Below are 11,324 nucleotides of genomic sequence, written 5' to 3'. Positions count from 1 at the left end.
GGTGGGTTTTGTCTACCCACGTTCCCGCAGCCAGCGTTGCATAAGCGGAACGCGCAGCTGCCATTGATTCTGCTCCTCCGTCACTAGTGGGCTGACACAGAAGTTTTGACAGGTTCAGAGGTTTCTAGGTCCACCGGGGTTTCAGAAGATTTCAAGGGAGGATAGAGGCGCTTGAGTTTGACCCGGGCCAAGTCGGTGCCGAACTGCCAGTGGATTTTGGTCTGACGTAGGTTGCGTGGGCCTTGCCAAGCGGCGATTTCCTTCCGCAAAGTTTCGAGGTTCGCAATGCGGCGATTCAAACACTGGCCGGCGAGAACAGCGAACTCACATTCCGCCATATTGAGCCAACTGCCATGCTTGGGGGTGTAATGAAATTCGAGCTTGCGGGTGATCCGGCGGGCTTCCTCTGGAGAAAAGACACTATACAAGGCCGCAGGAGTGTGGGTATTGAGGTTATCCACGACCAACCGGATTCGCTCCGCCTTCGGAAAGTACACATCAACGAGTTGCTGCATTTGCTGGGCAAAATCGCGTTTGGTGCGCTGTTTCGTGACATTAACATGACGCCACCCGCGCAAGGGTTGTACGAATAGAAATAAATTGGCGGTGCCTTCGCGTTTGTATTCACAGTCATAGCGCGCCGGTTGACCCGGGCGGGCGGGTTGAGGACAGCGGGTTTCGCTGGTCAATTGCACCGGACTTTCATCGAAGCACACTTGGGGGTATTGAGGATCATCGGGTTCGGCGTACAGGTCCAACACATCCTCCATATGCCAAACATAATCGGGACTGACACTGGGAATACACCATTCTTGACGTTGCCAGGGTTTGAGGTCGTTTTTTTAAGGATGCGCCGCACACTCTCACGGGAAATGGCTTCGATGGGCCGGAGTTCCATGAAGCGGTCCGCTAACAATTGGAGAGTCCACTGACAACGGCCAGCGGGCGGGGTACTACAGGCCAAGGCGACCAGAAAGGCGGCCTGTTTGCCGGTCAAGGCCGGGGGCAAACCGACTCGTGGCCGCTCGCTTAACGCCGCCAGCAACCCTTCGTCGACAAACCGTTGACGGGTACGATGAACGGTCGAAATCCCCAAGTGAAGGCTTTGGGCAATGGCCTCATCCGTCGCCCCTTCCGCAGCCTGCAGCAACACATGGGCACGGGCAACCTTGCGCGCCGCTGCCTTGCCTTTATGAATGACCTTCAGCAGGTCTTCCCGCTCCTCTTCAGTTAGATCAACCAGATACTTGTGGGCCATGGTGATTCCTCCTGTTGATCTCAACCATAGGGCACCCACCGCTACCTGTCAAAACTTCTGTGTCAGCCCACTAGCAAGCGCCGGCGCAAGGCTTGATAAACAACATCGTCGTCCGGTGGAAGCTGGGCATCACGGGTGCGGAAGCCGCGTAGATAGTCCCACTCGCCCGGTGCGGCGTCCTCGGGTTGCATCAATTGCCGGAGTACGGTATCTCCCGCCACGATGGCCTTGGCGATAGCCTGCTCCAGCAGTGTTGGGTCCGCTTGATCCTGCTCGTGATCGTTGCAGAGATCGACGACCGTTTCCGCCAAGAGTTGCACCAAGTGTGGCCAACCACCCGCTTCGGTATGGATGCGCCCGATGCCATCCATGCCCCAGAATTCGGGACTGAACCGGGGGCGCATCGGATCATCTTTTGGCCACAGGGAGGAATAGCGCAAGGGTTCGGTGAGCAAAAGACGGGTCTCAGCAGCGGTAAAAGGCGGCACCTCCAAGGTCCGCGCGCTCACCAGATAGGAGGACCAAGGCGCATGGGTCAGTTCGGCGATAGCGTGACTCCCGGCGAGAACCCAGGTGATTTGCCGATGCGTTTGGATCGATTCGCGCATCGTAGCTAGTGGGCTGACACAGAAGTTTTGACAGGTAGCGGTGGGTGCCCTATGGTTGAGATCAACAGGAGGAATCACCATGGCCCACAAGTATCTGGTTGATCTAACTGAAGAGGAGCGGGAAGACCTGCTGAAGGTCATTCATAAAGGCAAGGCAGCGGCGCGCAAGGTTGCCCGTGCCCATGTGTTGCTGCAGGCTGCGGAAGGGGCGACGGATGAGGCCATTGCCCAAAGCCTTCACTTGGGGATTTCGACCGTTCATCGTACCCGTCAACGGTTTGTCGACGAAGGGTTGCTGGCGGCGTTAAGCGAGCGGCCACGAGTCGGTTTGCCCCCGGCCTTGACCGGCAAACAGGCCGCCTTTCTGGTCGCCTTGGCCTGTAGTACCCCGCCCGCTGGCCGTTGTCAGTGGACTCTCCAATTGTTAGCGGACCGCTTCATGGAACTCCGGCCCATCGAAGCCATTTCCCGTGAGAGTGTGCGGCGCATCCTTAAAAAAACGACCTCAAACCCTGGCAACGTCAAGAATGGTGTATTCCCAGTGTCAGTCCCGATTATGTTTGGCATATGGAGGATGTGTTGGACCTGTACGCCGAACCCGATGATCCTCAATACCCCCAAGTGTGCTTCGATGAAAGTCCGGTGCAATTGACCAGCGAAACCCGCTGTCCTCAACCCGCCCGCCCGGGTCAACCGGCGCGCTATGACTGTGAATACAAACGCGAAGGCACCGCCAATTTATTTCTATTCGTACAACCCTTGCGCGGGTGGCGTCATGTTAATGTCACGAAACAGCGCACCAAACGCGATTTTGCCCAGCAAATGCAGCAACTCGTTGATGTGTACTTTCCGAAGGCGGAGCGAATCCGGTTGGTCGTGGATAACCTCAATACCCACACTCCTGCGGCCTTGTATAGTGTCTTTTCTCCAGAGGAAGCCCGCCGGATCACCCGCAAGCTCGAATTTCATTACACCCCCAAGCATGGCAGTTGGCTCAATATGGCGGAATGTGAGTTCGCTGTTCTCGCCGGCCAGTGTTTGAATCGCCGCATTGCGAACCTCGAAACTTTGCGGAAGGAAATCGCCGCTTGGCAAGGCCCACGCAACCTACGTCAGACCAAAATCCACTGGCAGTTCGGCACCGACTTGGCCCGGGTCAAACTCAAGCGCCTCTATCCTCCCTTGAAATCTTCTGAAACCCCGGTGGACCTAGAAACCTCTGAACCTGTCAAAACTTCTGTGTCAGCCCACTAGCAGATCTTCATTGAATACGCCTTCACCTAATTTACGGTCCAGGTTTTCATACTCGTCGATGGCCAGCATCAGCCGTTGATCCATTTCCGCCAGACGCGCGTTGCAATCGGTAAGCCGTTGAAAAAAGTCCTTCAAGTTCCCAACTGTCTGCACGGCAGGCTTTTTTTCCGGTTGAAGGGCCTCTGACGCTCGTCGTACTATGGCATCCAGAAGATTGGCCTGCGAGGTAAAGGCGTCCGGGTTCTGCATCGAGACGACAGCGATATGCACCGGGGTAGGTAGAAAACCCTCCAGATTGCGCAACAAGGTGGATTTACCCATGCGGCGGCGACCGTACAGGATCAAGCCAGGACAACCGGTACTCAAAGTCAATTGACGATCCAAGTCGCCGAGGATGTTTTCGCGTGGGATAAAGGCTTCCTTGTTTCGATCTACCGGATCACCTGCCCGAAATACTGGTAAAGCAGGTTCCTTGCTCAATACGATTTGAATTTGGTGATGCTGACGTTCGGCGATAGCGAGCCATTGACGGGCTGCTTGGCGGAATTCGCTGCTCAGTGGCTCGCGAAAACCGGCCACTTGGCTCTGGAAATTCTTGATCTTCTCGACCAGCAGCGCAGCCGTTGGCTCGCGTAGAAACGGACGATCCAGGGTATCCAGGCGCATTTATGCGAATTAAGAGCTTCATCCTCAACTCGTTGAAAACCCGATTTCTGGATTTTCGTCAGCAATTCGATGAGTAACGTAACATATTTATATTTAAGGATATTAGTTAGCTCTTAATTCGCATATTTGCACTTGGCAAATTTCGCCAGCCATCGCGCGTACTTTCGATGTCTGGGCAAGAAAATCGCGATCACCTTCTGGAAGTTGCGCCATGTAAGCGTCGAGCCGGGACAGATGGGTCTCTTGGGCAGAGGCGCGGGCGATCAACCGGGTTTTGGCGCGCAAGGCCGACATACGCTGACTTGGATAATGATCGATGAGGCGTTCGATTTCCGCCTGCGCGGCGGTCGGCGCATGATCGGCATACGCCGCTAACAGACGATCCAAGCCAGGAAAAGGCAATGAACACAGGTCGTCCCACGCGACCGGATGCCAGGGATACCAGCGACCGTGCACTGCTGGCCAGATAAAAAGCCAACCAAAAAACTGGTAATAGGCGCGAAGCGAGGCAATCCCGAGGGCAATTCCGACGGTAATCCCGAACGCAACACCTGCGCCAATCCCGTATGCAACACCTGCGCCAATCCCGAGGGTAATTCCGACGGCAATCCCGAGGGCAATCCCGAGGGCAATCCCGAGGGCAATTCCGAAGGCAATCTCGTCGGTAACCCGGACGGCAATCCCGAGGGCAATCCCTGTAGCAATCCCGAAGGCAATCCCTCCTAAAATCCCGTCGGTAATCCCGAAGGTAATCCCTCCTACAATCCCTACGGCAATCCCTACGGCAATCCCTCCGACAACCCCGAGGACAACCCCGAGGGCAACGTTGGCGAATTCCAAGCCTAAAACACCGAACAACACCCAATGGTCTAGGATGCCCAAGACTATCATCAAGACCACCATATGGAGCAGGGCATAAAGATACAGCACGCCACCAACGCGTAGCGCTTGAAGCCGTGGCAGGATTTCCAGTTGTTTTCGGAATTGTTGAGGACGCCGGTACAAGATCCCCAGCCACCACAACGCCGAGCGATGATCCTGCACGCGCAGCCCAAGTTGTTCCAACGGCAATGGCGTCATGGTCGCGCGCGCAGCTCAACTGTTTTGATGTCGAGGTCGGAAAGCGGGTGATCTTTCGGCAACAGCGCAGCAAACGGCGTGCGTGACTGCACCAGCAACGTCAACTTGCGCATGTCCATCATCAGGAAACGCAATGCGGCGAACAGATCGACATCGTAATAGGAACGATGAGGCGCCATATCGAAATGCGTCAGAACTACCCGAGTATTGGAACGAGTCTGTAGCAACTCTTTAAATGCGAATTAAGCGCTACGAAAAATTTCAGGAAAAACAAGCATAAAAATGGCAGCAGCCAGTCGCCCAAAGACATGGACTAATCATCCGGATGAAGAGCGGACTTTACTCGCTTTTTGAATACCGGTTTTTTCATTAATCCAATTGAAAAATGATTCAATGGGCTGACGGACTTGACTGATGGCACGAGATAACCATTGATTAGCAACATCTAAATATTCCTGACCTTTTTGTCTCTTAATCGGTGTTAACAACTCGATTCCTTGTAGGGCCGCGATCGGTTTCAAATACGCATATGATTTATCACCATACGCTCTATTTTCGGGTAAGTAAGGTAATAGACTCTCCAAAACTTTCCCATCATCTTCATTAGCAGGAGTGATGCCGATATAATCAGGAAAAGGTAAGCTGCCGATCTGCTGCTGGCCTAAAACATGCAATTTTACGCCATAATAATACAGCTTCTTCGATGCACAGTAGCCCCGACTGGCATACTCTGGAGCAACGCGTGCATTGAAGCTATGCCCTTGCTGAGCAAGAATAATCGGTTGAGAATCCAGCAACCAATCACCCAAAATAGGGCCACGGGCCGACAGAATTTCGACGAGCGGCGCGAAAACATCACAGACTTTATTCACCCGTTGCACAAATCCAGGATACGAGGGCAAATTCGGAAACCAATCACCCAGATGACGTTGAGCTTCGTCATAGATCGTTTTAATTTGACTGTGTTTACTTATAATCCCAAATAAGAAAATAGTAATCACCTCTTCATCCGTAAATGATAGATCGCAGTAAGGACTAAATCTTTGGCAATAAACCCAAAGCTCTTCTTGATAGTGTTTGCAAACCATATCATAAAGGGTAATTAACTGAATTTGCCAGTCCATCGTAGCCGCTCCAATAGGTGTGGTGAGAAGCACCTATTATACAATGGACTGGCAATCTAATTTATCCAATACCGTTAGCTCTTAATTCGCATTTAAACTTGGGTAAATCTCGCGGCTCATCCGGCAATGAAATCCGTTCCCCCAAAGCCTTTGCTATTGCTGCCAGTAAACCCCGGCGGGAGGTATTGTCTTGCTAATAGTTATCCCCACAAAAATCATGCTGGAGCTTTTTCAGGATTAGCGTATTGAGTATCAGGGAGCCTAAAAAATGATTTGACCCTTTCCTGAAATTCTTTTAGCTTTTCCAAAGCAGAATAAACGCGCGCTCTGAAATCAGCCCGGTTTTTAATTGGCTCCTTTTCCAGATGATCATTTTTGATCTCATTCCAAACCTGTTCATCCGGATTTAACTCTGGCGAGTGGGGGGGAAGAAAGAACAAGCGGATTTGTTTTCGATGCGTCTCAAGAAAGGCTTTGACTTCTTTCGAGGTATGATAAGACGCATTGTCCGTGATGACAATTAATGGGCGCTCTCGACCCTCTAATGCCTTCTCTAAAAAGGCAATGAAAACCCCACTCACTCATTTTTGAGTGGTCACTTCAAATATTAACTCGCCCGTCGCCGTAACCATCGATAAAATGTGAAACCCACCCCGGTCATCACTCACTTTAATTTCAGGCGGATGACCGACTAAGCCCCACGTCCGTCCAGAACGCGTATGGCCTTGAACCCATGACTCATCCTGAAACGCAATATCCGCTCCAAGTTCTTGAGCCCGCTTCTGAATCTCTTTAAATTCTTCATTAATAAACTTTTTAACTTCCTCCTGATCCTGGTTTAAGGCATGATAACAAGGTTTTTGACAACTCAGTCCTAATTGATGTAAATGCAGACGAACCGTGGCATCCGATACCCATAAACCAAAGTACTCTTTCAATAAATTAACCATGATCTCTAAAGTCCATAAAACCGTATCATAGCCATGATCCGCCGGCGTCGTATTGAGTATCGTTTCTTTTAACCATCGATCAATATCCGGAGTCATCACACACGTGGCGCCGAGCGCTTTCCGGGTATCCAGGGCTTCTTCTCCTTCATAACGATAGTTGCGAAGCCAATCATAAATACTCGTTCGGTCGATACCCAAAAAATCAGCAACAAGCTCCGGACCATAATGCTTCTCTTCGACCGCGCGAACCGCAATACGCCGGATGTAATTCATCACTTCATCCGGTATTTTACGTGCATCAAACATCCATTCCGCGTTCATTGCCGCACCTCCTCTATAAATTTAGAGTCTCTAAAGAGGTCTTCTATAGTTATTAGACAATTTGATTAACGCTCAGTTCGTTGATAATGTAGGGATAATCGTTGGCAAGCCTATAGTATCAGGGTCTTGCAAATCCACTTGCGCCAAGCCCAGCGGATAGTCGTTGACCAGATGCGCCAGCAAGGCTCGCCAATTTACTCCGTTATCCACCACCAGATTTACTGATTGATTCCGTTCCAGGTACCGCGCCACTTCGTCCCGCGCCGCCAACCACGCCGGGGCAGTCGTTCCCAACCCGGTTGCACCGCACTGCCGGAGCACTTGAGTCCATGGGTCGGGTTGGCGGTCGTCACGTAGATCTGCATACAGCGGATTCGGCCCGGTGATCGAAGGCGGTAGCGTACAAGCGCCACGTAATACAGGAATCACGATGCCCAATTTGAAATCCGGGTCCAGAGCAATAGCCCGATCCATTTCGTGGCAGCAAGAAGAACTCTTCAAATAATCGTCCGATAAAGCTAGCAAATGCTTATCGGCCTGATCTTGAGTAGCGTCCATTTGCCCAACCAGCGCCTTGCCCACCTCGAAGCGCTCCCGGTCGATCAATACCTCAGCCCCGCCTGCTTTCAAACAGGGCGTAAGCCGTTTCCAAACCCGATCCCCCTGATGATGGCAATAGCTGACAAAAATCTTGTTCATTCCCTTTCACATCCTATGCAACCAAAACAGCAGACGATATGGCTTATCGTACTGGTACGAAATTATCAAATGGTTAGGAGCTATATGGAGAGAAAGCTGCCATAGGAACCGGTCGGACAATTTCGAAGATTTCCCTGGCTTGCAAATCAATCTCCGTGGGGAGCGCAGCCAGTAATTCAGGTTGCAAATTAAGCAATTTGGCGAGTGGCGCGAAATGCATCGCGGTATCGTCCATTGACGGATTGGAAAGAACATCGGCCTCTGCTGGCATACTGTTGGCGATTTGGACCGCGACATGGAGAATCGTGGTTATCCAAACGATAGGTCGCTAGCGCCCAGGAGGGGTCCAAATGGTAAGCAACCGCCATGTGGAGATGATCATAGAGCCGCCAACTCTTCAGTAATTCAGCGCCTACATCGGCATAAGTGAATTTGAAAATCCGGCGTTCAGCGGCAATCCGGGCCAATTCGTCTTCGCCTGCCAATTCAAGGACTTCGCGATAATGCTCTGGATATTGGCTGTAAAGAACCAGCTTACCGATGCCATGCAACAAACCGGCAATGAAGAAGTGTTCCGTCTCGTGAAGCTGACGATGCTGAGCCAGGCGGCGCGCGGCGCTGCCACAACGAATGCTGTGCAGCCAGAACCGGTCCATGTTCACCAATTCCGGAGGCAGTCCCTTGAAGATACTCACTGCCACTGTGGTCATCACCAGATCGCGGACTTGTCGATGCCCTAACAAAATAATAGCGTGCGAAACCGTCTCCACCCGGCGCTGGGGCTTGTAGTAAGCGCTATTGGCCAAGCGCAGCAAACGAGCAGCCAACCCTGCATCGCAAAGAATAGTTTCCGCCAGGTCATTGACCTGAGAGTTGGGATCATCGATTAACTGATTAATGCAAATCAACACATCTGGCAGGGAAAACAAGGTGCGGGTATTTTGCACAAGGGATTTCAGATCCATCGTCGAACACTCTACGGCCAGCGATCGACTCACAGTTTAGCAGACCATCCCCCCCGGATCGGCCATGACGATAGACAATGCATGGCAAGGAACTGTTACTGAGCTGCCTAATCGCTGATCAGTAATGGCAACATAAATGGGTTCTTCGAGGATTCTTGTGGAATTGATGTTGCAATCGGTAGGTCTGGCTCCGGACGTACCCGACATGCGCGCTCCTGTCGGGCAACGCTGCGCTTATGCCCGACCTTGTATCTTGGCGGGGGTGGTGATGAACGGCCCCCCAGAGGTTGAGTGAGCTTGAGCCCGACCTAAGGGCGCGACCCTGATGCGTAGATGAAGCCCTCGACCGCTGTGGTTCTGCCTGCTGAAACACTGAACGGTAACCGAGGACCCGCCCGGTGCGGTGATCCTGAATGCACAAGGCCGGTGTAGCGCAGAGCGTTAACACTTTCGGAGAACCCTGATGTATCACCTCGGTATTGATGTTGCTAAAAACAAGCTGGATGGCTGTCTGCTCAATCCGGAGAACGATCAACGCCGCGCCAAGACCGTGCCCAACACCCCAGCGGGTTTTACGGAATTGCGCGATTGGCGGATCCGGCAAAAAGTCCCGGACCTGAGTCAGGTTCAATGCGAATTAAGAGCTTCATCCTCAACTCGTTGAAAACCCGATTTCTGGATTTTCGTCAGCAATTCGATGAGTAACGTAACATATTTATATTTAAGGATATTAGTTAGTTCTTAATTCGCATTTCATCTGATTCTGGAAGCGACTGGGGTCTATCATGAAGCGGCCACCCTTTGGTTTATTGAGGCCGGCGCCGGGGTGTCCGTCGTCAATCCTGCCCAAGTCAAAGCCTTTGGTCAGGGTGTGGCGGTGCGCACAAAAACCGACGCCTGCGACAGCCCGGTGCTGGCCCGGTACGGGGCCTTGGTCAACCCGCCCCGTTGGCAACCCCCGGCCTCGGAGATTCGGGAATTGAATGCCCTGATCGCCCGCCTGGATGCGGTCGAAGCGGACCTGCGCCGGGAACAGAACCGTCTGGAGAAAACCGCGGCGGTTCCCGCACCCGCCACCGTCCTGGACTCGCTCCAACAACACATCGCCTTTTTGAGGCAGGAGCAAACCCGCGTACAGACGGCGATTCACGATCACATCGAACGCCATCCCCGCCTGAAACAGGACCACGACTTGCTGGGCTCGATTCCTGCCGTGGGCGAGAAAACCGCCCAGCGGTTGCTGGCGGTGCTGCACGGCCACGACTTTACCTCCGCCGATCAAGTGACCGCCTTCCTCGGCTTGGTCCCCATCGAAGGTCAATCGGGCAGCAGCCTGCATCGCCGCCCCCGCCTGTCCAAAGCCGGAGCACCCCGGATTCGGGCAGCGCTGTACATGGCCGCCGTCGTGGCGACCCGCCATAACCCGCACATCCAGGCCTTATACCAGCGCCTGCTGGCCCGGGGCAAAGCCAAAATCGCCGCCTTGGGCGCAGCCATGCGCAAATTGGTGCAATTGGCGTTCGGTGTCCTTAAACATCAGCAACCCTATCAAGCAAATTGGACCCTCGCCCCTTGACCGCCAAGACGGTATCTACGGTGTGGGTTCCACAAGAATCCTCGAAGAACCCATAATTTTGCGTCCAATGCATAAATGGAATTCGCTTATTGGACCCAATCATCTATAATTCCCTCTAAATAATCCTCATCTTCACTGCAGGATTGAGTGGAGATGGTTACAATAGCAGTCGCGGATAGAAACCAGCCAACATGTCGGCGCGCATCGCCACGGTCAAACGTGACACCCTGGAAACCCGAATTCAGGTTCGGGTGAATCTGGATGGCGCGGGCCATGCTCAACTCGCCACCGGTCTACCTTTTCTCGATCACATGCTCGATCAAATCGCCCGTCATGGCCTGATTGATCTGGACATTGCAGCTCAGGGCGATCTGCACATCGACGCGCATCACACGGTCGAGGATATCGGCATCACCCTGGGTCAGGCGGTTAGGCAGGCGCTGGGCGACAAGCATGGCGTCCGCCGCTATGGCCACGCCTATGTTCCCCTGGATGAGGCGCTTTCCAGAGTTGTACTGGACTGCTCTGGTCGACCAGGTCTGGAATACGCGATCGAATTCCCTCGCGCCCGAATCGGCGATTTCGATGTCGATCTGTTCCGCGAATTCTTCCAGGGTTTCGTCAACCACGCCCTGATCACCCTGCACATCGACAATCTGCGTGGCCGCAACGCTCATCATATCGTCGAGACCATATTCAAAGCTTTTGGCCGCGCTCTGCGCATGGCGGTTGAATTTGATCCGCGCATGGTGGGTATTCCCTCCACCAAGGGCAGCCTCTAAGTCTCGGTCGATAGATCACTGTTAACCCCTGCATTCAGCAC

Annotated in this window: 13 protein-coding genes and 2 pseudogenes; 5 read left to right on the top strand and 10 right to left on the bottom strand. The window is 53.0% G+C overall.

The genetic code is table 11. From position 1 onward, the window contains the following. Positions 1-83: 83 nt before the first annotated feature. Positions 84-1,258 (bottom strand): annotated as a pseudogene (locus tag H6973_14185) (IS630 family transposase). Positions 1,259-1,320: 62 nt separating this feature from the next. After that, positions 1,321-1,866, bottom strand: coding sequence for a hypothetical protein (locus H6973_14180; GenBank protein ID MCP5126735.1), 546 nt, complete (start codon positions 1,864-1,866; stop codon positions 1,321-1,323). Positions 1,867-1,945: 79 nt separating this feature from the next. Between H6973_14180 and H6973_14175 the strand changes: the two are divergent. Further along, positions 1,946-3,120 (top strand): annotated as a pseudogene (locus H6973_14175) (IS630 family transposase). On the opposite strand, the gene H6973_14170 reads toward H6973_14175, so the two are convergent. The 8 genes from H6973_14170 to H6973_14135 all read right to left on the bottom strand — a co-directional run bounded on the left by H6973_14170 (position 3,109) and on the right by H6973_14135 (position 8,925). Beyond that, complete coding sequence (locus tag H6973_14170; protein MCP5126734.1) at positions 3,109-3,786, bottom strand: hypothetical protein; 678 nt, start codon at positions 3,784-3,786, stop codon at positions 3,109-3,111. The pseudogene H6973_14175 and the gene H6973_14170 sit on opposite strands and share 12 nt — an antisense overlap. 102 nt (positions 3,787-3,888) lie before the next feature. After that, positions 3,889-4,866 carry a hypothetical protein gene (locus H6973_14165; GenBank protein ID MCP5126733.1) on the bottom strand — a complete coding sequence of 326 codons (978 nt, stop codon included), beginning with the start codon at positions 4,864-4,866 and terminating at the stop codon, positions 3,889-3,891. Continuing rightward, positions 4,863-5,045, bottom strand: coding sequence for a hypothetical protein (locus tag H6973_14160; GenBank protein MCP5126732.1), 183 nt, complete (start codon positions 5,043-5,045; stop codon positions 4,863-4,865). Before H6973_14160 ends, H6973_14165 begins: the two co-directional genes overlap by 4 nt. A 138-nt stretch (positions 5,046-5,183) precedes the next feature. Continuing rightward, the gene (locus tag H6973_14155) at positions 5,184-5,990 is read right to left on the bottom strand and encodes a transposase (protein MCP5126731.1); all 807 of its coding nucleotides are present in this window, start codon (positions 5,988-5,990) and stop codon (positions 5,184-5,186) included. A 215-nt stretch (positions 5,991-6,205) separates the two neighbouring features. After that, positions 6,206-6,571 carry a transposase gene (locus tag H6973_14150; GenBank protein ID MCP5126730.1) on the bottom strand — a complete coding sequence of 122 codons (366 nt, stop codon included), beginning with the start codon at positions 6,569-6,571 and terminating at the stop codon, positions 6,206-6,208. Continuing rightward, positions 6,572-7,261 carry an IS630 family transposase gene (locus H6973_14145; GenBank protein MCP5126729.1) on the bottom strand — a complete coding sequence of 230 codons (690 nt, stop codon included), beginning with the start codon at positions 7,259-7,261 and terminating at the stop codon, positions 6,572-6,574. Between the two features lie 72 nt (positions 7,262-7,333). Next, complete coding sequence (locus H6973_14140) at positions 7,334-7,960, bottom strand: toll/interleukin-1 receptor domain-containing protein (protein ID MCP5126728.1); 627 nt, start codon at positions 7,958-7,960, stop codon at positions 7,334-7,336. 188 nt (positions 7,961-8,148) lie between these two features. Then, positions 8,149-8,925: an HDOD domain-containing protein gene (locus tag H6973_14135; protein MCP5126727.1), complete on the bottom strand. Its 777-nt coding sequence runs from the start codon at positions 8,923-8,925 to the stop codon at positions 8,149-8,151. A 157-nt stretch (positions 8,926-9,082) separates the two neighbouring features. Here H6973_14135 and H6973_14130 point away from each other — a divergent pair, with 157 nt between their 5' ends. The 4 genes from H6973_14130 to hisB all read left to right on the top strand — a co-directional run bounded on the left by H6973_14130 (position 9,083) and on the right by hisB (position 11,283). Continuing rightward, positions 9,083-9,220, top strand: coding sequence for a hypothetical protein (locus tag H6973_14130; protein MCP5126726.1), 138 nt, complete (start codon positions 9,083-9,085; stop codon positions 9,218-9,220). 168 nt (positions 9,221-9,388) lie between these two features. Next, positions 9,389-9,589 carry a hypothetical protein gene (locus H6973_14125; GenBank protein ID MCP5126725.1) on the top strand — a complete coding sequence of 67 codons (201 nt, stop codon included), beginning with the start codon at positions 9,389-9,391 and terminating at the stop codon, positions 9,587-9,589. Positions 9,590-9,682: 93 nt separating this feature from the next. Beyond that, positions 9,683-10,501 (top strand): IS110 family transposase, encoded by an 819-nt coding sequence (locus tag H6973_14120; GenBank protein ID MCP5126724.1) that lies wholly within the window; start codon positions 9,683-9,685, stop codon positions 10,499-10,501. A gap of 191 nt (positions 10,502-10,692) precedes the next feature. Then, positions 10,693-11,283, top strand: a complete 591-nt coding sequence (gene hisB, locus H6973_14115) for an imidazoleglycerol-phosphate dehydratase HisB (GenBank protein ID MCP5126723.1) — start codon at positions 10,693-10,695, stop codon at positions 11,281-11,283. Positions 11,284-11,324: the final 41 nt, after the last annotated feature.

Source organism: Gammaproteobacteria bacterium, from assembly GCA_024235095.1.
Classification (GTDB): Bacteria; Pseudomonadota; Gammaproteobacteria; order Competibacterales; family Competibacteraceae; genus UBA2383.
This window is presented reverse-complemented; position numbering and strand designations above follow the sequence as displayed.

Bases quoted from the DNA above. Each gene is read 5' to 3' on its own strand.
- H6973_14145 (MCP5126729.1), bottom strand. From the start codon at position 7,261: ATGAACGCGGAATGGATGTTTGATGCACGTAAAATACCGGATGAAGTG.
- hisB (MCP5126723.1), top strand. From the start codon at position 10,693: ATGTCGGCGCGCATCGCCACGGTCAAACGTGACACCCTGGAAACCCGA.
- H6973_14125 (MCP5126725.1), top strand. From the start codon at position 9,389: ATGTATCACCTCGGTATTGATGTTGCTAAAAACAAGCTGGATGGCTGT.
- H6973_14160 (MCP5126732.1), bottom strand. From the start codon at position 5,045: ATGGCGCCTCATCGTTCCTATTACGATGTCGATCTGTTCGCCGCATTG.
- H6973_14135 (MCP5126727.1), bottom strand. From the start codon at position 8,925: ATGGATCTGAAATCCCTTGTGCAAAATACCCGCACCTTGTTTTCCCTG.
- H6973_14170 (MCP5126734.1), bottom strand. From the start codon at position 3,786: ATGCGCCTGGATACCCTGGATCGTCCGTTTCTACGCGAGCCAACGGCT.
- H6973_14140 (MCP5126728.1), bottom strand. From the start codon at position 7,960: ATGAACAAGATTTTTGTCAGCTATTGCCATCATCAGGGGGATCGGGTT.
- H6973_14180 (MCP5126735.1), bottom strand. From the start codon at position 1,866: ATGCGCGAATCGATCCAAACGCATCGGCAAATCACCTGGGTTCTCGCC.
- H6973_14155 (MCP5126731.1), bottom strand. From the start codon at position 5,990: ATGGACTGGCAAATTCAGTTAATTACCCTTTATGATATGGTTTGCAAA.
- H6973_14165 (MCP5126733.1), bottom strand. From the start codon at position 4,866: ATGACGCCATTGCCGTTGGAACAACTTGGGCTGCGCGTGCAGGATCAT.